This is a genomic window from Streptomyces sp. DH41 (genome assembly GCF_029813785.1).
Taxonomy (GTDB): domain Bacteria; phylum Actinomycetota; class Actinomycetes; order Streptomycetales; family Streptomycetaceae; genus Streptomyces.
This window is the reverse complement of record NZ_JARVKY010000023.1, coordinates 36261-55307: the sequence shown is the minus strand read 5'-3', so window position 1 is coordinate 55307 and position 19047 is coordinate 36261. Positions and strand designations below refer to the sequence as shown.

Sequence of the window (19047 nt, the reverse complement as noted above, 5' to 3'; positions counted from 1 at the left end):
GCATGCGGATCGGTGAACTGTCCGCCCGGACGGGAGCCAGTCGCCGGTCGCTGCGCTACTACGAGGAGCAGGGCCTGCTCGTCAGCTCCCGCTCGCCCAGCGGACAGCGCCACTACGAGGAGGAGCACGTCCAGCGGGTGCGCCTGGTGCGGGCCTTCCTGGCGGCGGACATCTCCAGCGGCACCATCGCCGAGATGGTGCCCTGCATGTCCGAGCCGAGCGAGGACGGGGCACGGCAGGCGCTGGAGATCATGGCCCGCGAGCGGGCCCGGCTGTCCGGCGCCATCGACGGCCTCGCGGCCGCCAGGGACGCGCTGGACCGCCTCATCCAGGACAACCACGCGTACCTGGCACGGTCGGCGGACGACCGCGCCTGAACCGGGGGTTCGGGTCACCGTGTGGACCAGTGGACGCCGCCCGGCTCAGGCGCGGCACTCCAGTACCGCGTAGTCGGCGAAGCAGCGCCGGTAGCGGGTGTGCCGGGTCTCCTGCGTGTGCCCGCGCTGCCACTCCTCGACATCCGCCGGGGCGGGGCACGGGCCGGACGTGGCACCGCAGTCGGCTTCGTCGCCGGACACGCAGTGCGCCTGGTACTCGGGGAGCGCCGACGGGTCCTGGACGATCGTGAACGGTACGTAGCGGAAGAGCCGACGGCCACGGTGTTCATGACGCTGGTGCCGGGCCAGCAGTACATCGGCGTCGGTCTCGGCGCTGCCGTCACCGGTGGCACGCGCGTGTGCGCGCCGCTCGGCCAGCCGGGCACAGGTGGCGCAGCCGGTGACCGGCTCGGGCGGCGGTCCGGCCTTGACCAGCGGTTCGGCTGTCAACGCGCCGGTAAGGAAACGGTTGTTGGCCGCCCAGACGCCGGCGCTCAGCCGTTCCTCGGCCGTCGCCGCCCGGATCAGCGCCGGGTCCGCCTGCCACTCCCGGCCACCGCCGATGGGCCGCAGCATCGCGCAGGGACCCGCCGTTCCCCGGTACTCGCCGACCCTGCGGGTGCGCGGGTCGTAGACGAGCGTGCCGGGTTTCACCGATTCCACCGGTTCCATCCTCAACCTCCGTCACTCTGGGTGTATTGAGGTTCGCCGAGGGGGATCGTCGCCATCAACGCTTGACGCGTGACACTCGCCCCTTGTCACGAAGGAGGAGAGGCCGTGGGCCGACGCAACACCGGTGGCTCGGGCGCCAGTACGGCCGCGGTCTTCGGCGAGGTGCTGCGGCACTTCCGCGAGGCCGAGGGGCTCACGCAGGAGGGGCTGGCGGTCCGCATCCCCTGCGACCGGTCGCACATCGCCCGGGTGGAGGCGGGGACGCGGGTGCCTCAGGACACGTTCGCGAAGACGTGCGACGAGTTGTTGAGCACGGGTGGAGTGCTGGCGCGGTTGTGGGGGCGGATCGACTGGTATCCGGAGGTGGAGCATCCGGACTGGTTCCGGCGCAGAGCGGAGATGGACGCCGTCGTCGTCGCTCTGCGGGAGTACCAGGAGCGGTTGGTACCCGGCTTGTTGCAGACGGAGAGCTACGCGCGTGCACTCTTCGGGCGGGTGACGGACGGCGAGGAACTGGAGGAACGTGTCCGGGCACGACTGAGTCGACAGCAACGCTTCCTGGCGGACGGCGGCCCCTCCTACGTCGTCGTCATGGACGAGAGCTGCTTGCGCAACATGGTGGGCAGCCCTGAGGTCATGCGGGATCAGTGCGCGGCGCTGCTGGAGCTCGGGCGCCGTCCCAACATCCGTATCCAGATCGCTCCGGCTGCCTATCCGGAGCTCTTGCGCCCCAACGTCTCCATGTCCTTGATCGAGCTGCCCGAGGGGGAGCGTTGGGTGTACTCGGAATCGCTCGACCGAGGCCATTTCAACAGCGATCCGACCGCTTACACGCAGCACAGCCACACCTATGATGTGCTCAGGGCGGACTCACTTTCGGCTCGCCAGACGGTCGCCGTCATCGGCGACGCGATGGAAGGGTACGAGAAGCATGGGAAGCCACGAAGCCGGCGCGACGACCTGGACCAAGAGCAGCTACAGCGGGGAAAACGGCGGAAACTGCGTCGAAGTGGCCCTCGGTATCCCCGCCGCCGTCCCCGTCCGGGACAGCAAGAACCCTGACGGTCCCGCCCTGTTCATCGCCCGCGAGGCCTGGTCCGCGTTCACCTCGGCGCTGCGCTGACACCGGCACTCGGGTTTCCGCGTCACGGAGATTCGGGCGATTTCCAATAAGAACCACTTGGGAGAAAGAACCCCACCAAGCCCCACCCCTCCCGCCCACGGCGTCGGCTCACTCGCTCGGGTGAACATCGCCGGTTGGGCTGGCTTTCGGGGTCCCCAACTCCCTTACGCTCAGCGCATTAACCGCTGACATATGTCAGCCCCCGTCGCGGAGTTGCGTCCTCGACGAGGGCCTGACCACCGAGGAAGTTAGGGCTTCCTGATGGGTACCCAAAACCTTAGCGTGCCTCCGCGCGCCCAGTCCGCCGATGGCGACAACCCGCCCCGTTCGGGCGTCGTCCACGACAACGTCCGACACACCGCCAACTTCACCGTGGTCGGAAACCACCTCGCCCAGCACCCGGACCTCTCCCTGCTGGCGAGAGGCCTGGGCCTGTACATCCAGTCGGTGCGCGTCGGCACCCCCGTGGACATCAAGAGCCTCACCGCCCGCTTCAAGGAGGGCGCGGTCCGTATCGGCGCGGCCCTGCGCGAGCTGGAGGCCCACGGCTACCTCCGCCGGGAACGCGAACGCGCCGCCGACGGCCGTGTCGTCACCCGCACCGTCTCCTGCAACGACCCTCGGGCCCGGCGCCGAGCAACAGGCCCCGCCTGTCCCGCCCGGCCGGCAAACCCGGCACGACCCGAACGCACGGCGTCCGAGCGAGCGCCTCGCCCGAGTGGCACAGGCGGCGTCCGCAAGGCGCTCCCCGCCGTACCGCAGCCCAGCAGCAAGGCACCCGTGCTTCTCCAGGCGGCGGTCGATCTCCTCGCCGACCTGCGACGACACGACTCCAGACTGCTGCTCTCCGCGACCGACACGGCCCACCTGGCTCCCGGCGTCGCCGCCTGGCTGGAACGGGACATCCGCACCACAGCCGTACGACACGCCCTGACCACCGGCCTGCCGGACGACCCTCTGCGCCGTCCTGCCGCTCTCCTCGCTCACCGCCTCACCGACGGACTGCCGCCCCCGGCCCCCTACCGCGCCCCGGCGGCTGCGTCACCGCATCCCGTCCGACATCCGCTCCAGAACTGCGAGGGCTGCGACCGAGGCTTCCGGGCCCCCGAGACCGAACCCCGTTGCCGTGCCTGCCGAGACCTGGCCGCAGCCCAGTCCTGAACCAGTAAGGAAACCCATGGTCAGCCCGCCCCACGAGGCGATGCACCGCATCTTCCAGCACGACCCCGGCCTGTTCAGCCGTGTCTCGCACTATCTCGGAATCGACATCCCCAAGCCCGTCGGTGCAACGGCTCTGCCGACCGACCTCACCGAGGCCAGCCCCGTCGAACGCCGCGTGGACACGCTCCTGCGCTTCGAGACGGCAGAGCAGGACGCGTTCCTCCTGGCCGTGGAGGCCCAGGGCAAGAAGGATCCGGACAAGCCGGCGAGCTGGGCGTACTACGTCTCGTACCTGTGGACGAAGTACCGACTGCCCACCGCTCTCCTGGTCGTCTGCCAGGACCACCGGACGGCGAAGTGGGCCCAGCAGGCGGTGAGCAGCGGACCGGCCCAGTTGCCCACGCTCACCCTGCGGCCCCTGGTCGCCGGCCCGCACAACATGCCGGTGATCACCGACCCGGACGAGGCCCGAGCCGACCTGGTGCTGGCCAGTCTGGCGGCCATCACACACGCCGCCGAACCGGTCATCAATGGGATACTGAAGGCCCTGTCCACCGCGTTGCAGGACGCGCCCGAAGACGTCGCGTCCCCCATCATCGAATTCACCGCTCAGGGCATGGGCAACCGCCCGGCCAAGCACCTCTGGAGGAACCTGGTGGCCGTGGACCTCTCCTTCTACAAGTCCTACATCTCCGAAGAAATCCGCGATGAGGGCCGTGAGCAGGGCCGTGAGCAGGGCCGTGAGCAAGGCCGTGAGCAAGGCCGCGCGCAGCAGGGCGCACTGGATGTCCTGCTGGTCCTGGAGCAGCGAGGTCTCGACGTCTCCGACGACGTGCGCACGCGCATCACGGACTGCGGTGACCCCGAGGTCCTCCGGCACTGGCTCGCCCGCGCGGTCACCGTGTCAGCGGCCGAAGCGGTCTTCCGAGACGAGTGACCCGGCGTCCCGGTCGAGGGCCGGGCACCATCGAGACGTCCGCCGCGTACACCCGCTGATCCGGCGGCCCGCCACCCCCGTAGGCGGGCCGCCACGAGCGGTCGGCGCTAGGCGACGCCGCCGTACGTGCAGCCGGTCGCGCCCTTCATCGCCCAGTTCATGTACCGGGAGGTCTCCGGGCCGAACACGCCGTCCGCGGCGATGCCCTTGCTCCGCTGTGCCTCCTTCACCTTGTTGACGGTGGCAGGCCCGTACATGCCGTCCACGTCCACGTCAGCGCCGGGGAAGCACCTGTTCAGCGACCGCTGGAGTTGCTTGACGGCCGTGTTCTGGCTGCCACCGTTGAAGCCGTCACCGCTGGAGAGGAGACAGTTGACGTTGCGGCTGCCGTTCGCCGTGGTCGGCTTGAGGTACTCGCCGTACTGGTTGGAGTACGTCGAGGTTCCCTGGCAGTGGGTGGCGGCCTGGGCGGTACCCGCCGTGCCGACGACCGCGCCGGTGGCGACCAGTCCGAGGGTGGCGAGGGATGCCGCGGTACGGCGTATGTTCATGGAGGTCCTTCCATCAAGAACGGAATCGGTGGGGCCCGCCTCGCGGTGGGCGAGGCCGAGGTGGTGGACGGCCCGTGCGGGCGGTCCCGTCAGCTACGTCAGCTACGTCAGCTACGGCACGCGTCGCCGCCACTGCCGAAGTTCTCCGACCACCAGCGCATGGCGTCACGGGTGTCGGGCCCGTACACGCCGTCCACCGCGACGCCGTACTTCGCCTGCGCGTACCTCACCGCCTGTGCGGTCTTCGGTCCGTAGATGCCGTCCACGACGACGTTGTTCTGCGTCCACGAGTTCACACACCGCTTCAACGACCGCTGGAGGGCCTCCACCGCGTAGCCCTGGTTGCCCTGGGAGAGGAGACAGTTCGTGGACCAGCTGTTCGTGGACGGCTGGTTCGCGTAGTAGTGGCTGCCCATGTTCGTCAGCACCGCCGTCGTGCAGGTCGAGGCGGCGTGCGCGGCGGGCGCGGTGGCGATGCCTGCTCCGAGGAGGCCCGCGGAGACCGCGAGGACACTGGTGGCACCGACGAGCTTCTTTCTGAGGTTCATTCGTCTCCAGACTCCTGCTCCTGTGTCGAGGGCCCGGCCGGCGGGACCCTCGCCCGGCGGTGTCGATCCTGGGTTCGCACCCACCGATGAGCAAGCACTCCGAGACGTCCCGGGAGACTCCGGGACGTCTCGGGAAGCCTCGGAGACGTCCCACCCGGTGACCTGTGCCGATTCCGCCGGAGCTGGGACGGGGGACGGCGTCGGGTTCGGGGGACGAGGTGCGGCTGCCCCTATGCTTGGCCTGCCCGTACGGGGAGAGAACGGGCGGCAACCGCACGCCGGGAGGCATCTGTGTCAGCGCTGGAGCCGGACGATCCGCGCTCCGTCGGGGAGTACCGCTTGCTGAGCCGGCTGGGTGCGGGCGGCATGGGCCGGGTCTTCCTCGGCCGCTCCCCGGGCGGACGGCTCGTCGCGGTCAAGGTGGTGCACGGCGAACTGCTGCGCCGGCCCGAGTTCCGCGACCGCTTCCGCCGCGAGGTCGAGGCGGCCAGGCGGGTCAGCGGGGCCTTCACCGCACCGGTCATCGACGCGGACCCGGACGCGCCCCTGCCCTGGCTGGTCACCAGCTACATCGCCGGGCCGTCGCTGGACCAGGCGGTCGCCGAACGGGGTCCCTTCGACCCGCGGGCGGTGCTCGCGCTGGCGGCCGGACTGGCCGAGGCACTGGTGTCGATCCACGCCGCCCACCTCGTCCACCGCGACCTCAAGCCCTCCAACGTGCTGCTCGCCGAGGACGGGCCGCGCGTCATCGACTTCGGGATCGTCCGCAGCGTCGACGCCGAGTCGATCACCGGGACCGGGCACATGGCGGGCTCCCCGGGATTCATGTCCCCGGAGCAGGTCAACGGCGACCAGGTCACCTCGGCCAGTGACGTCTTCTGCCTCGGCGCGGTCCTGGCCTTCGCGGCGACCGGCGCCAACCCCTTCGGCAGCGGGCCGACCCCCGCGCTCCTCTACCGCGTCGTGCACAACGCCCCCGACGTGGACGCCGTCACCGATCCGGCCCTGCGTGCCCTGATCGGCGACTGCCTGGCGAAGGACCCGGCCCGCCGTCCGACGCCGCGCGAGATCCTCGCCCGGATCGGCCCGCCGGCCGACGAGAGCGCGACGGCCCTGCCGTACGCCGGTCAGCGGACGGCGTTCCTCCGTCCGACCGGTACGGACGCGACGCCCACCGCGGTCAATCCGTCCCCCGCGATGCCCACCCTGGTCAACCCGTCTCCCGCGATGCCCCCGGCGCATCCGGCGCATCCGGCGTCCCGGGTGGACCAGGCGCATCCGGGGCATCCGGCGACCCGGGTGGACCGGGCGCACCCCGCCACCCGCGTCGACACCGCGCGGCCGCCGGTGGCCGGCCCTCCGGACGTACGCCCGACCGCGCCGAGCGCGCGCGGAGGCCGCAGCCGGCGCGCCTTCCTGTTCTCCGGCGCGGGAGCGGTCGCCGCGCTCGGCGTCGGGACGGGGTTCTGGCTCAACCGGTCGGGGGCCTCCGACGAAACCGGCACCGCGCCCGCGCCCGCACCCTCGTCCCCGCCGTCCTCCGCCGCCCCCCTCCCGGGCCCCGTCGGGCACTGGCCCCTCGACGAGGCGTCGGGGGCGGTCGCGCGGGACACCGCCGGCGGACACCCAGGCGCCGCGACCGGCGTCGCGTGGCAGCCCGGCGGGGGCGGCGCCGCCTTCGACGGGACCGGCAGCCAGATCGTGACCGAGGGGCCGGTGCTGAAGACGGGGGCGGGGCGGAGTTTCACGGTCGCGGCCTGGGTCCGGCTCTCCACCGTGCCGGCTGTCTTCGCCACCGCCGTCAGCCAGGACGGCGGCACCGCCAGCGGTTTCTACCTCCAGTACTCCAGCGCGGACAACGGCTGGGCCTTCGCCCGCCCCGGCCTGCGCGCCGTCGGCCGGACCGAGCCCGCCCCCGGCGTCTGGACCCACCTGACCGGAGTCTGCGACGGCCAGGCCCGCACACTGCGGCTGTACGTCAACGGCGTCCAGGAGGCGGTCGTCGACGACACCGACCCGATCCCCGCCACCGGCGCCTTCATGATCGGCCGGGCGTCCTACGACGGGCAGCCCGCCGACTTCTTCCCCGGCGCCGTCCGGGACGTACGGGCCTTCGACCGGGCGCTCGCCCCCGCCCGGATCAAATCGCTGACACAACACACCTGACGGTCACTCACCAAGTCTGCCCAGAGCTTTACTTGGGGCTGCCATGCTAAAGATGTAGCTTTCGATCTGTGGCCGTGACGGCCCACACTGGAGCTCGCGGCAGCCGGTGAACGGGGAGAGAGTTGAGCGGGGAAGCCGGATTCGGCCTCACGGGCAGTGGCGCCGAGCCGCTGGAGAACGACGATCCACGCCGGATCGGGCCGATCCCGCTGCTGGGACGGCTCGGGGTCGGCGGAATGGGGCGCGTCTATCTCGGCGTCCACGAGGGCCGGTACGCGGCCGTCAAGCAGGTGCTGCCCTCGGTGGCCGGCGAGGACAAGGACTTCCTGCGCCGCTTCGGACACGAGCTGGACAACCTCTCCCGGCTGCCCGCCGAGGCCACCGCGCCGCTGCTCGCGGGCGACCGGGATGCCCGGCCGCCGTGGTTCGCCACCGCCTACGTGCCCGGCATCACCCTGCGTGAGGCCGTCGACCTGCACGGGCCCCTGCCCGCACGGGCGCTGTGGCTCATACTGCGGGACGCCGCCACCGCGCTGGCGTCGGTGCACGCGCTGGACATGGTCCACCGCGACCTCAAACCGTCCAACGCCATGCTCACCCTCGAAGGCCTCACCCTCATCGACTTCGGCGTCGCCCGGGCCGCCGAGCAGAGCCAGCTGACCAGGACCGGCATGGTCGTGGGCACGCCCGCCTACATGTCGCCCGAACAGGCCTCGGGGAAACGGGCGTCGAGCGGTGTCGTCGACGTCTTCGCGCTCGGCTCGGTGATCGCGTACGCGGCCTCCGGCCGGCCACCCTTCGGCGACGAGTCCGGGCACGCCGTGCTGTACCGCATCGTGCACGAGGAACCCGACCTCCAGCCGTTGCGGGAGCTGGACGCCGAACTCGCCGATGTCGTCGAGTCCTGCCTCGACAAGGACCACGAGGGCCGGCCGACGGCGGCCGAGCTGGTGGAGATCGCGGAGCGGCACGGGCCGTTCACTCCGCCCCTGTGGCCCGAGGCGGTGAGCGGTCCGCTGGTCGAGCGGGCGGCTTTCGCCGCGACGGTCCCGGAGCCCGGGCAACTGCCCGAGCCGAAGGAGGAGGCACCGCCCACACCTTCCCTGCCGTCCGTCCCCGTGGTCGCGGGCGGAAAACCGGAGAAGAGCGAGCGGCGTGGCCGTACGAAGGTGCTGGCGTTCGTGGTGCCGGTCGTCGTGACGGGGGCGACGCTCGGTTTCACGCTGCTGCCGTACGTGATGAACGACTCGGACAAGGGCCGGGACGCGGGCGTGCCGCCCGCGGCCGCCGGAACCGCCACTCCGGGCCCCGCGGACTCCGCCACCGGCTCGACCGGCCCGAGCGCCTCCGCTTCCGGCAGTCCTGACGACGGGGAGAAGGACAAGCAGGACAAGGACAAGGGCGAGGAAGAAGAGAAGGACGGGGAGCGGGGCGGGAACGGCACCGCGCCCGGCGGGGACGGGGACGCGGCTGCCGGGGAAGAGGCGTCCGGCGGCGGCTCGGGCTCCGGTGGCTCCGGCGGCTCCTCCGACTCGGGATCCTCCGACGCGGGAGGGGTATCCGGCGCGGGAGGGTCGTCCGGATCGGGAGAGTCCGCCGACTCCGGAACCGGGTCCGGGACGAGTGGGCCGGCCCCCGGCGGCTCGGGAGACGGCGGCTCCGCGTCGGGCAGCTTCATGCTGAAGAACGGATCGAGCGGGAAGTGCATGTACGTCGGTATGCCCATCGACGACGGCAACTGCTCGGGGGACAACGCCGTCTTCCGCTTCCAGAGCACCTCGGGCGGGGCCTTCAGGATCCTCAGCGTAGGAACGGCCCAGTGCATCCACGCCAGGAGCGCGAACGCCTGGCTCGTCAGGGCCGCCTGCGGCCAGGCGGGGGGAGAGTGGCGGGAGGGGGCGAACGGCTCGCTCAGGAACCTCAACACGGGAGGCTGCCTCGATCTCAACCGCCGGGCGTCCATGATCGGCCTGACGACCACGACGTGCACCGGCTCGGCCTCCCAGCGCTGGACCAGGATCTGACCAGGCCCCGAATCGGCTCCTGTCCAGGTCCAGGTCCAGGTCCTGATCAGGGTCTGATCAGGGTCTGACGGGAAGGAGCGTCAGGTCTCGTCCCGCCTGCCACCCTTGCGGTCCTCGTCGTCCTCGGGGCCGCTCCGGCCGGACTCCCGGGGGCCGTCCTCGCCCCGGCTCTCGTCCGCGTCACCGGGCCGGTCGCCCAGGGACTTCAGGAAGTCCGGGTTGTCGTCCGGCGCGACCCACTGCCGCCGCCCGCCGCGCGCCGTTCCCGGGGTCCCGGCCGGCTGCCGCTTCTTGCCGGCGATGAGCCAGGAGATCGAGCCGACCAGCGGGAACAGCAGCACGAGGATCGCCCACAGCGGTTTGGGCATGTGACGGATGTCGGCGTCCTTCGTGCTGATGCAGTCGATGAACGCGTAGACGCTCAACGCGAGTGGCACGAGGAACATGAGCACCCGGAGCATGGGGCCTCTCTCCAGCGGAAGCGAGGGGTGGGGGACGCGTCACGGCCCCCAGGTACAGGGCCAGGGTAGCCGCTCGGGGATACTGGACGGCATGGCTTACGACGATCTTCGCTCCCTGCTCAGGGCCCTGGAGCGCGACGGTGACCTCAAGCGCGTCAAGGCCGAGGTGGATCCCCACCTGGAGATCGGGGAGATCGTCGACCGAGTGAACAAGGCCGGCGGCCCCGCCCTGCTCTTCGAGAACGTGAAGGGCTCCGACATGCCCCTCGCGATGAACGTCTTCGGCACCGACCGCCGCCTGCTCAAGGCCCTCGGCCTGAAGTCGTACTCCGACATCTCGGACAAGATCGGCGGGCTGCTCCGCCCCGAGCTGCCCCAGGGCTTCGTCGGGCTGCGCGAGGCCTTCGGGAAGCTCGGCGCGATGACGCACGTTCCGCCGAAGAAGGTGAAGGGCGACAGCGCCCCCGTCCAGGAGGTCGTCCTGACCGGGGACGACGTGGACCTCGACCGCCTCCCCGCGCTCTTCACGTGGCCGGACGACGGCGGCTCCTTCTTCAACCTCGGCCTCACCCACACCAAGGACCCGGAGACGGGCATCCGGAACCTCGGCCTGTACCGGCTCCAGCGCCACGACAAGCGCACCATCGGCATGCACTGGCAGATCCACAAGGACAGCCGCAACCACTACCAGGTGGCCGCCCGGCGCGGCGAGCGCCTGCCGGTCGCCATCGCCTTCGGCTGCCCGCCCGCCGTGACCTACGCCTCCACCGCCCCCCTCCCCGGCGACATCGACGAGTACCTCTTCGCCGGGTTCCTCCAGGGCAAGCGGATCGAGATGGTCGACTGCAAGACGGTCCCGCTCCAGGTCCCGGCCCAGGCCGAGGTCGTCATCGAGGGCTGGCTGGAGCCCGGCGAGATGCTGCCCGAGGGCCCGTTCGGCGACCACACCGGCTTCTACACGCCGCAGGAGCCGTTCCCCGCCCTGAAGATCGACTGCGTGACGATGCGCAAGCGCCCGCTGCTCCAGTCGATCGTCGTCGGCCGCCCGCCGACGGAGGACGGCCCGCTGGGGAAGGCCACGGAGCGGTTCTTCCTCCCGCTCCTCAAGATCATCGTCCCGGACATCGTGGACTACCACCTCCCCGAGGCCGGCGGCTTCCACAACTGCGCGATCGTCTCGATCGACAAGAAGTACCCCAAGCACGCCCAGAAGGTGATGCACGCCATCTGGGGCGCCCACATGATGTCCCTGACCAAGCTGATCGTGGTCGTCGACTCCGACTGCGACGTCCACGACCTGCACGAGGTCGCCTGGCGCGCGCTCGGCAACACCGACTACGCCCGCGACCTCACCGTCGTCGAAGGCCCGGTCGACCACCTCGACCACGCCTCCTACCAGCAGTTCTGGGGCGGCAAGGCCGGTATCGACGCCACGAAGAAGCTGCCCGAGGAGGGGTACACGCGGGACGGGGGCTGGCCGGACATGGTGCTGTCCGACCCCGAGACGGCGGCGAAGGTCGACCGCCGCTGGAAGGAGTACGGACTGTGACGTCGGCTTCCGCCGCGCTACCGCAGCAGCCGGGGCGCACCAAGGCGTTCCTGCGCCTGGTGATGATCGAGCACTCGGTCTTCGCGCTGCCCTTCGCCTACATCGCCGCCCTCACCGCGATGTACGAGTGGGACGAGAACATCCACTGGGGCCGGCTGCTCCTGGTCACCGTCGCGATGGTCGGCCTGCGCACCTTCGCGATGGCGGTCAACCGGATCATCGACCGCGAGATCGACGCCCGCAACCCGCGCACCGCCCACCGCGAACTGGTCACCGGCGCCATGTCGGTCAGGCACGCCTGGACCGGCGCGCTGGTCGCCCTCGTCGTCTTCCTGGGCGCCGCGGCCCTGCTCAACCCGCTGTGCCTGGCCCTGGCCCCCGTCGCGGTGATCCCGATGGTGGTCTACCCGTACGGCAAGAGGTTCACGAACTTCCCGCAGGCCATCCTCGGTCTCGCCCAGGCGATGGGCCCGATCGGCGGCTGGCTGGCGATCACCGGTGAGTGGTCCTGGGAGGCCGTGATCCTCGGCCTCGCAGTCGGCATCTGGATCGGCGGCTTCGACCTGATCTACGCCTGCCAGGACGTCGAGACCGACCGGCAGGTCGGCGTGAAGTCGGTCCCGGCCCGCTTCGGCATCCCGGCGGCGATCTGGGGCGCCCGCGCCTGCCACACGGTCACCACGGCGCTGTTCGCCTGGTACGCCGTCGCCACCGACGCCGGCGTCCTCTTCTGGCTCGGCCTGCTGATCGTCGCGGGCGCCTTCGTCTACGAGCACACCATCGTGCGCCCGCACGACCTGTCCCGTCTGAACAGGGCGTTCTTCTCGGTCAACGGCTTCATCGGCATCGCCCTGTTCGTGTGCGCGCTGCTGGATCTGCTCGTGCGGGGCCTGACGGTGTGAAGGCCTGGCCGTGGGATGGGTGCGACTCAGGTGACGGGTGAGGCGGGCCACGCCCAGTAGAGCCACCTTCCGGTGAGTGCGCATCGCAAACGCTTTCTGCACGAGGAGGACTGACTGCCCGTCAGGTCGGTCGGACGGGGGGTTCAGGCGCGAGCCAGCCTGTCGGCTGTTTTCCTGGCGGCGCTATGATCCGGGACGTCCCCGCCGCCCACCAGCGGGGACCGGCCCCGGACGCCTTGTCCCGGGGCACGGCCCGGGACGCTTCCGTTGGAAGCGGGCACCACGGGAGAGGACACAAGGGAAGAAGGCCCGGGAGCACGCCCGCAACGAGAGGATTTCCTCCTGTCATGGCGCCGTGGAGATCTCTGCCCGAAGAACTCAGCCCGCCCGCCCGGCGCCTGGTGACCGCGCTTCGGGAGCTGAAGGACCGCACCGGGATGAGTCTGGCCGCGCTGGAGCGGCGCACCCGGTACAGCAGGTCGTCCTGGGAGCGGTACCTCAACGGCAAGAAGCTCCCGCCACGCGAGGCGGTCGCGGAGCTGGCCGCGCTGGCGGGCGAGGACGGCGAGCGGATGTGCGCGCTGCACGGCCTCGCGGCCGGTGACTGGCTCCGTGCTCCTCCACCGAGTGCCTCCTTACCGACCGCACCGGGCCGGGACGAGGCCGACGGGGCAGTGCCCGCCGACGGCCCGGCTCCGGCAGACGGCCCGGCTCCGGCAGACGGGGCGGTCCGGCAGGACGGGGCGGTCCGGCAGGGCGGGAGAGGGCCTGGGGCGTGGGCCCGGCGCCGGGCGCCCTACCTGATATCGCTTCTGATCCTGGCCAGTACGGCCGTCACCGTCGCCGCGACCTGGGACCGCGGCGGGACGAGCCACCGGGAACGGCCGGACGACTTCGTCTTCGAGCCCGGCACCACCTACGACTGCCCGGTGGAACGGAAGGGCGCCTCGCTCACCGCCGGTTACAGCGACACCCGGCGGACCTACCTGCACCAGTTGGTGATCAGCTGGGACGTGGTGGAGGCCCAGTGCCTGCTGGAGTACCACGGCTACCCGGTGGCCGAGGTCGACGGCGCCTACGACGCGATGACGGAACGTGCCGTCAAGCGTTTCCAGGAGGACCGCGGCGGTCTGGTGGTCGACGGGATCATCGGTGAGCACACCTGGGAGGTGCTGCGCCGATGAGCGGGCGGCGTACGGAGTTGGCCGGGCTCGCGGCGGAGTTGGTGGCGCTGAAGAAGCGGACCGGGCTCAGCCTGGGGGCGCTGGCCGACCGGACCTCGGCCAGCAAGTCGGCCTGGCACCGCTATCTCACCGGGCGCAATCTGCCGCCACGCGAAACGGTCGCCGAGTTCTGTGCCCTCGCCGACGAGCCGCCCGCGCACCTGATGGCCCTGTGGGAGGTGGCCGAGACCGAGTGCAGCGGCAGGCAGCGGGGCGGTGACGGGGCCGAACCGGGCACCGACGCGCCAGAGACGCGCCGCCCACCGCAGCGGGCGGCCGACGAGGACACGGACCGTACGCCCCTGACACCCCCGGCACCCCCGACACCCCTGACGCTTCCGACTCCCCCCACTCCCCTGATGCCTGCGATGCCTGCGATGCCTGCGACGGGGGCCACACGGACTGCGCGGGCACCAGAGCGCTCCGGGGCCGGCTCGTCGACGGCCCCGGAGCCGGGCGCGGTGGCGCCCCGCCGATGGCGCCACTGGCACCACTGGCGCCGGATCGGGAAGCGCTGGTGGCCGGTCGGGCTCTCCGCCCTGCTGTCCGCCGTCGTACTCACCGCCGTCCCGCTGGTCCGGGGGCCCGCCGAGCCGGCTCCGGCACCGCCCGGCTGCCGGGGCACGGCGTGCGACGGGGAGGACTCCGAGTCCCAGGGCTGTACCGAGCCGGGCTCCGCGTTCGGCGCCGTGGCGCAGGCGAGTCTTTCCGGCGGGGCCCGCATGGAGATCCGGCACAGTGAGCACTGTGACGCGTTCTGGGCGCGGGTCTGGCTGGGCCGGGTCGGGGACCGGATCGAGCTGAGGGTCCCGGGCCGTCCCACCCGGCACGCGGTGATCCGGGACCGGCACGACGCCGAGGGCTACGTCTACACCCTGATGACCGGTGGCGAACCGACGGCGGCGCAGGCCTGCCTGCTGCCCGTGGACGGTGGGCCGGAGCAGTGCTTCGGCACCTGACCCCGGACCCGTCTCGGAACGGCGGAAGGCACAGCGGGCAACCCGGTCCGGTACGGCCGGGCACCCTTGGCGGGTTCACACTCCGCGACGCCGGATAGGCTCGGTGCCGTGAACCCAGTCAAGCCAGGAAAGACGCCGCGCAAGCCTTGGATCGTGGGGGTGTCCGGCGCTTCCGGCACCCCGTATGCCGCCTCGGTGCTGCGCGCGCTGCTCGACGCCGGTGAAAGCGTCGACCTGGTGGTCAGCCGGGCCTCGCGGCTCACCCTGCTCGACGAGACCGGCATCTCCTTCCGGGACGCCCACTGGCAGCAAGACCTGCGGGAGTGGCTGGCCCGCGGCGCCGACGGCAAGCCGGACACCTTCGACGTCGACCTCACCGGCGACCGGGTGCGGTACTGGAGCGCGGGCGACCTCGCGGCCGGGCCGTCCTCGGGGTCGTACCCCGTCAAGGGCATGCTGATCGTGCCCGCGTCGACGGCCTGCGTCGCGGGCGTCGCGCTCGGGCTGTCGAAGGACCTGCTGCAGCGGTCCGCGAGCGTGACCCTGAAGGAGCGTCGCAAGCTGGTCGTGGCCGTACGGGAGACCCCGCTGGACGGCCGGACGCTGCGGCACCTGGTGACACTGGACGACGCGGGCGCGACCGTGGTGCCCGCCTCGCCGGCCTTCTACGCGGGGGCGACGCACATCCAGGACCTGGTGGACTTCGTCGCCGGGCGCGTACTCGACGCGGCGGACGTCGGGCACGACCTCTACCGCCGCTGGCGCGGTGACCTCGGCGGGGCACGCGCCACCGGCTGAGCACCATCCGGGCACCAGCCGCGGATCACCGAACAACACCCGAGAACCGCACCACCTCCCCCCACACGTTTGTTACCCACATCTTCAGAACTCTTCAGTGGAAGGCTTCGATCGCATGGACGCGGTGGACAGGCAGCTCATCCAGGCCCTGAGGGAGAACGGCCGGGCCTCGTACGCGGAGTTGGGGCGCCTCGTCGGACTGTCGGGACCCAGCGTCACCGACCGCATCAACCGGCTGGAGGCGGCCGGCGTCATCACCGGTTACCGGGCCACCGTGGACGCCGCCTCGCTCGGCCTCGGCGTCACGGCCCTGATCGGCGTCTCCCTCTCCGACGCCGCCGACCACGAGGACGTGGCGCAGCGGCTCAAGGAGCTGCGGGAGATCGAGGACTGCTGGTTCATCGCCGGCGACGACTCCTACATGCTCAAGGTGCGCGCGGCCGACGTGGACGGCCTGGAGAGCATCATCCGCCGGCTGTCGGGCACGAAGGGCGTGTCCAGGACCCGCACCACCATCGTGCTCTCCACCAAGTGGGAGAACCGGGTGGGCGAGCTGCCGGAAGAGGTCCAGTAGCAGGGGCGTACGGTTGACGAGTCAGTCTCAGAAAGAGGTATCGCATGGACGCCGGGCTCAAGCGGGAGCTGGAGCAGAAGGTCCGCTCCGGGGAGCGGCTGACCCGCGAGGACGGCATCGCGCTGTACGAGTCGGACGACCTGGCCTGGCTCGGCGGCCTCGCGCACGAGGTGCGGACGCGGAAGAACGGCGACGTCGTCCACTTCAACGTCAACCGCCACCTCAACATGACCAACGTGTGTACGGCCTCCTGCGCGTACTGCTCCTTCCAGCGCAAGCCGGGGGAGAAGGACGCGTACACGATGCGCATCGAGGAGGCGGTGAAGCTCGCCAAGGCGATGGAGGGCGAGAACCTCACCGAGCTGCACATCGTCAACGGCCTGCACCCGAACCTGCCGTGGCGCTACTACCCGCGCTCGCTGCGGGAACTGAAGGCCGCGCTGCCCGACGTCTCGCTGAAGGCGTTCACGGCCACCGAGATCCACCACTTCGAGACCATCTCCGGGATGTCCGCCTCCGACATCCTCGACGAGCTGATCGACGCCGGTCTGGAGTCCCTGACCGGCGGCGGCGCCGAGATCTTCGACTGGGAGGTGCGGCAGCACATCGTCGACCACCGCACCCACTGGGAGGACTGGTCGCGCATCCACCGCCTGGCGCACGAGAAGGGTCTGAAGACCCCGTGCACCATGCTCTACGGCCACATCGAGGAGCCGCGCCACCGCGTGGACCACGTGCTGCGCCTGCGCGAGCTCCAGGACGAGACGAACGGCTTCCAGGTCTTCATCCCGCTGCGCTACCAGCACGACTTCGTGGACATGAAGGACGGCAAGGTCCGCAACCGGCTCCAGGCCCGCACCCAGATGGCGACCGGCGCCGAGGCGCTGAAGACCTTCGCGGTGTCGCGGCTGCTGTTCGACAACGTCCCGCACGTCAAGGTCTTCTGGGTCATGCACGGCGTGCAGACCGCCCAGCTGGCCCTTCAGCACGGCGCCGACGACATGGACGGCTCGGTGGTCGAGTACAAGATCACGCACGACGCGGACGACTTCGGCACGCCGAACAAACTGACCCGCGACGATCTGCTGGACCTGATCCGCGACGCCGGTTTCCGGCCGGTCGAGCGCAACACGCGGTACGAGATCCTCCGGGAGTTCGAGGGCCCCGACGCGGCACGCAGGGACTCGCCGCAGCCGATGCGGGTGTGAAGGGCCTCAGCCCTAAGGCCCTCCAGGGTTCCGCCCCCTGGAGGGCCCTCCTCGCCCACTCACCACCCGACTCGGTCGGTGAGAAGCGGGGTACCCGGTAGCCGTGAACCCACGGACGACCGCCCCAGAGGACCGCTACACCGCAGAACCCTTCGTCCCCGCGCGCGGCGGCCTGCCCGCCCTGCGCAAGGCCGCCGCCGACTGCCGGGGCTGTCCGCTGCACAGGGACGCCACCCGGACCGTGTTCGGCGCCGGAACGGCGGACGCCCGCGTGATGCTGGTCGGCGAGCAGCCCGGCGACCAGGAGGACCGGCAGGGCGAACCCTTCGTCGGGCCCGCCGGGAAACTCCTCGACCGCGCGCTGGCGGAAGCCGGCATCGACCCGGCGGACGCGTACGTCACCAACGCCGTCAAGCACTTCAAGTTCACGCGGGCCGAGCCCCGCAAGCGCCGGATCCACAAGGCGCCCACCCTGCGCGAGATGACCGCCTGCGGCCCCTGGCTGGCCGCCGAGCTGGCCCGCGTGGAACCCGAACTGATCGTCGTGCTCGGCGCCACGGCCGGCAAGGCGCTGCTCGGCTCCTCCTTCCGCGTCACACAGGTGCGCGGCACGGTGCTGGAGGAAGAGATCCACGGTCACCCGGAACGGCTGGTGCCGACCGTGCACCCGTCGGCGGTACTGCGGGCGCCCACCGAGGACCGGGACGGCGCGTACCGGGGTCTGGTCTCGGATCTGCGGGTGGCGGCACAAGCACTCGCGTAAGGGCGGCACAACACTCTCGTAATGGTTAAGATGGGCTTGTGTCCCTTACTTTTGCCTTCGATCCGCCCGTCACCCCCGACCTGCGCGACGGCGTACTCGACCTGTGGACCGACGTCTCCAACGCGGGCGGCTCCGTGGGCTTCGTACCCCCCGTGACGCGGGAGGACATCCGCCCCGAGCTGGTCAAGCACATGGTGGGGATGGCCGAGGGCCGTATCCGCCTGCTCGTCGGCCACGACGAGGAGGGGCGGGTGGCCGCCACCGCGTTCCTCGCCCTCAACACGCACCGGCTGATGGCCCACTGGCTGTGGCTCTACACGGTGATGGTCCACCCCCGCCACCAGGGCCGGGGCTACGGCCGGGACCTGATGGCCGCCGCCGCGGACGCGGCCCGCACCGTCGGCGGCGTCGAGGCGATCCGGCTCACCTGCCGGGGCGGCCTCGGCCTGGAGCGGTTCTACGAGTCCTGCGGCTACAAGGAGGTCGGCCGGGTGCCCGGCGCGATCCGGGTGGCGCCGGGCGACGACCGCGACGACGTCTTCATGCTGCTGCCACTGGCCTGAGTCCGGCCCGCCCGCAGGACCCGTCCGCAGGGACCCGTCCGCAGGACGTCCGACCCGCGTGCGGGACCGGCAGCCCGGCATGTTTCACTGGACAGTGCCTCTTTGTGCCAGAAACGGAAGAGTGGATTGAGATGCTCCGCTACACGCTGATGCGCCTCGGGATCTTCGTGGGCTGCCTCGTGGCCGTCTGGGGGCTCGTCTACGCCGGCGTGTTCCCGCGCGGTCTCGGCGACTCCAACGGCATCTGGATCCTCCTGCTCTCCCTGCTGCTCTCGGCCCCCATCAGCTACGTCGCGCTCCGCAAGGAACGGGACCGGGCCTCGGTCCAGGTCGTCGGCCGCGTGGAGCGGATGAAGGCCAACCTCGAGGCCAACCGCGGCCAGGAAGACACCGCCGACGACGCGGCGCGGGCGCAGGGCCAGACCTCGTAACGAACGTCACGCACACGCACGCCCCGGTTTCCCCCTGCACAGGAAACCGGGGCGATC

The 19047-nt window shown here is 71.2% G+C and carries 21 protein-coding genes; 17 read left to right on the top strand and 4 right to left on the bottom strand.

The window, feature by feature from the left end; genetic code table 11:
• The first annotated feature begins 2 nt into the window (after positions 1 to 2).
• Positions 3 to 377, top strand: coding sequence for a MerR family transcriptional regulator (locus tag QC283_RS30420; RefSeq protein ID WP_279564945.1), 375 nt, complete (start codon positions 3 to 5; stop codon positions 375 to 377).
• Positions 378 to 422: 45 nt separating this feature from the next.
• Here the strand turns inward: QC283_RS30420 and QC283_RS39485 are convergent, their stop codons facing one another.
• The gene (locus tag QC283_RS39485) at positions 423 to 1049 is read right to left on the bottom strand and encodes a DUF7848 domain-containing protein (protein ID WP_336620673.1); all 627 of its coding nucleotides are present in this window, start codon (positions 1047 to 1049) and stop codon (positions 423 to 425) included.
• Between the two features lie 105 nt (positions 1050 to 1154).
• Between QC283_RS39485 and QC283_RS30410 the strand changes: the two genes are divergently transcribed.
• From QC283_RS30410 to QC283_RS30395, 4 genes are all read left to right on the top strand, one after another.
• Positions 1155 to 2111 (top strand): helix-turn-helix domain-containing protein, encoded by a 957-nt coding sequence (locus tag QC283_RS30410; RefSeq protein WP_279564944.1) that lies wholly within the window; start codon positions 1155 to 1157, stop codon positions 2109 to 2111.
• Complete coding sequence (locus QC283_RS30405) at positions 2059 to 2172, top strand: DUF397 domain-containing protein (RefSeq protein ID WP_279564943.1); 114 nt, start codon at positions 2059 to 2061, stop codon at positions 2170 to 2172. Before QC283_RS30410 ends, QC283_RS30405 begins: the two co-directional genes overlap by 53 nt.
• Positions 2173 to 2433: 261 nt before the next feature.
• A complete protein-coding gene (locus QC283_RS30400) occupies positions 2434 to 3333 on the top strand; it encodes a helix-turn-helix domain-containing protein (protein WP_279564942.1) in 900 nt (299 codons plus the stop codon).
• 16 nt (positions 3334 to 3349) lie between these two features.
• Positions 3350 to 4270 carry a hypothetical protein gene (locus QC283_RS30395; protein WP_279564941.1) on the top strand — a complete coding sequence of 307 codons (921 nt, stop codon included), beginning with the start codon at positions 3350 to 3352 and terminating at the stop codon, positions 4268 to 4270.
• A gap of 107 nt (positions 4271 to 4377) precedes the next feature.
• Here QC283_RS30395 and QC283_RS30390 read toward each other — a convergent pair whose 3' ends face one another.
• Entirely contained in the window at positions 4378 to 4821 is a 444-nt protein-coding gene (locus QC283_RS30390; protein WP_279564940.1) for a peptidoglycan-binding domain-containing protein, read from the bottom strand.
• 107 nt (positions 4822 to 4928) lie between these two features.
• On the bottom strand, positions 4929 to 5369 hold the full coding sequence (locus QC283_RS30385) for a peptidoglycan-binding domain-containing protein (RefSeq protein ID WP_279564939.1): 441 nt from the start codon (positions 5367 to 5369) through the stop codon (positions 4929 to 4931).
• Between the two features lie 291 nt (positions 5370 to 5660).
• On the opposite strand from QC283_RS30385, the gene QC283_RS30380 reads away from it, so the two are divergent.
• On the top strand, positions 5661 to 7535 hold the full coding sequence (locus QC283_RS30380) for a protein kinase domain-containing protein (protein ID WP_279564938.1): 1875 nt from the start codon (positions 5661 to 5663) through the stop codon (positions 7533 to 7535).
• Between the two features lie 122 nt (positions 7536 to 7657).
• Positions 7658 to 9559 carry a serine/threonine-protein kinase gene (locus QC283_RS30375; protein WP_279564937.1) on the top strand — a complete coding sequence of 634 codons (1902 nt, stop codon included), beginning with the start codon at positions 7658 to 7660 and terminating at the stop codon, positions 9557 to 9559.
• Positions 9560 to 9639: 80 nt separating this feature from the next.
• Here the strand turns inward: QC283_RS30375 and QC283_RS30370 are convergent, their stop codons facing one another.
• On the bottom strand, positions 9640 to 10020 hold the full coding sequence (locus QC283_RS30370; RefSeq protein ID WP_279564936.1) for a PLD nuclease N-terminal domain-containing protein: 381 nt from the start codon (positions 10018 to 10020) through the stop codon (positions 9640 to 9642).
• Between the two features lie 91 nt (positions 10021 to 10111).
• Here QC283_RS30370 and QC283_RS30365 point away from each other — a divergent pair, with 91 nt between their 5' ends.
• The 10 genes from QC283_RS30365 to QC283_RS30320 all read left to right on the top strand — a co-directional run bounded on the left by QC283_RS30365 (position 10112) and on the right by QC283_RS30320 (position 18990).
• Positions 10112 to 11569, top strand: a complete 1458-nt coding sequence (locus QC283_RS30365) for a menaquinone biosynthesis decarboxylase (protein ID WP_279564935.1) — start codon at positions 10112 to 10114, stop codon at positions 11567 to 11569.
• Entirely contained in the window at positions 11566 to 12471 is a 906-nt protein-coding gene (mqnP, locus tag QC283_RS30360; RefSeq protein ID WP_279564934.1) for a menaquinone biosynthesis prenyltransferase MqnP, read from the top strand. Before QC283_RS30365 ends, mqnP begins: the two co-directional genes overlap by 4 nt.
• A gap of 347 nt (positions 12472 to 12818) precedes the next feature.
• Complete coding sequence (locus QC283_RS30355; RefSeq protein WP_279564933.1) at positions 12819 to 13655, top strand: peptidoglycan-binding protein; 837 nt, start codon at positions 12819 to 12821, stop codon at positions 13653 to 13655.
• Complete coding sequence (locus tag QC283_RS30350) at positions 13652 to 14653, top strand: helix-turn-helix domain-containing protein (protein WP_279564932.1); 1002 nt, start codon at positions 13652 to 13654, stop codon at positions 14651 to 14653. The genes QC283_RS30355 and QC283_RS30350 overlap by 4 nt, the downstream gene beginning before the upstream one ends.
• A gap of 108 nt (positions 14654 to 14761) precedes the next feature.
• Entirely contained in the window at positions 14762 to 15451 is a 690-nt protein-coding gene (locus tag QC283_RS30345) for a UbiX family flavin prenyltransferase (RefSeq protein WP_279564931.1), read from the top strand.
• Positions 15452 to 15566: 115 nt separating this feature from the next.
• Entirely contained in the window at positions 15567 to 16025 is a 459-nt protein-coding gene (locus tag QC283_RS30340; RefSeq protein ID WP_007443788.1) for an Lrp/AsnC family transcriptional regulator, read from the top strand.
• Between the two features lie 44 nt (positions 16026 to 16069).
• Positions 16070 to 17233 (top strand): aminofutalosine synthase MqnE, encoded by a 1164-nt coding sequence (gene mqnE / locus QC283_RS30335; RefSeq protein ID WP_279564930.1) that lies wholly within the window; start codon positions 16070 to 16072, stop codon positions 17231 to 17233.
• A gap of 103 nt (positions 17234 to 17336) precedes the next feature.
• On the top strand, positions 17337 to 17996 hold the full coding sequence (locus QC283_RS30330) for a UdgX family uracil-DNA binding protein (protein WP_279564929.1): 660 nt from the start codon (positions 17337 to 17339) through the stop codon (positions 17994 to 17996).
• A gap of 38 nt (positions 17997 to 18034) precedes the next feature.
• Entirely contained in the window at positions 18035 to 18559 is a 525-nt protein-coding gene (locus tag QC283_RS30325; RefSeq protein WP_279564928.1) for a GNAT family N-acetyltransferase, read from the top strand.
• Between the two features lie 131 nt (positions 18560 to 18690).
• A complete protein-coding gene (locus tag QC283_RS30320) occupies positions 18691 to 18990 on the top strand; it encodes a DUF4229 domain-containing protein (protein WP_279565028.1) in 300 nt (99 codons plus the stop codon).
• The last annotated feature ends 57 nt before the right edge of the window (positions 18991 to 19047 follow it).

What these genes read in the sequence shown, in the direction of transcription:
- QC283_RS30400 (WP_279564942.1), top strand. Translation starts at nt 2,434, where the DNA reads ATGGGTACCCAAAACCTTAGCGTGCCTCCGCGCGCCCAGTCCGCCGAT.
- mqnE (WP_279564930.1), top strand. Translation starts at nt 16,070, where the DNA reads ATGGACGCCGGGCTCAAGCGGGAGCTGGAGCAGAAGGTCCGCTCCGGG.
- QC283_RS30385 (WP_279564939.1), bottom strand. Translation starts at nt 5,369, where the DNA reads ATGAACCTCAGAAAGAAGCTCGTCGGTGCCACCAGTGTCCTCGCGGTC.
- QC283_RS30395 (WP_279564941.1), top strand. Translation starts at nt 3,350, where the DNA reads ATGGTCAGCCCGCCCCACGAGGCGATGCACCGCATCTTCCAGCACGAC.
- QC283_RS30365 (WP_279564935.1), top strand. Translation starts at nt 10,112, where the DNA reads ATGGCTTACGACGATCTTCGCTCCCTGCTCAGGGCCCTGGAGCGCGAC.
- QC283_RS30355 (WP_279564933.1), top strand. Translation starts at nt 12,819, where the DNA reads ATGGCGCCGTGGAGATCTCTGCCCGAAGAACTCAGCCCGCCCGCCCGG.
- QC283_RS30350 (WP_279564932.1), top strand. Translation starts at nt 13,652, where the DNA reads ATGAGCGGGCGGCGTACGGAGTTGGCCGGGCTCGCGGCGGAGTTGGTG.
- QC283_RS39485 (WP_336620673.1), bottom strand. Translation starts at nt 1,049, where the DNA reads ATGGAACCGGTGGAATCGGTGAAACCCGGCACGCTCGTCTACGACCCG.
- QC283_RS30320 (WP_279565028.1), top strand. Translation starts at nt 18,691, where the DNA reads ATGCTCCGCTACACGCTGATGCGCCTCGGGATCTTCGTGGGCTGCCTC.
- QC283_RS30390 (WP_279564940.1), bottom strand. Translation starts at nt 4,821, where the DNA reads ATGAACATACGCCGTACCGCGGCATCCCTCGCCACCCTCGGACTGGTC.
- QC283_RS30420 (WP_279564945.1), top strand. Translation starts at nt 3, where the DNA reads ATGCGGATCGGTGAACTGTCCGCCCGGACGGGAGCCAGTCGCCGGTCG.
- QC283_RS30370 (WP_279564936.1), bottom strand. Translation starts at nt 10,020, where the DNA reads ATGCTCCGGGTGCTCATGTTCCTCGTGCCACTCGCGTTGAGCGTCTAC.
- QC283_RS30340 (WP_007443788.1), top strand. Translation starts at nt 15,567, where the DNA reads ATGGACGCGGTGGACAGGCAGCTCATCCAGGCCCTGAGGGAGAACGGC.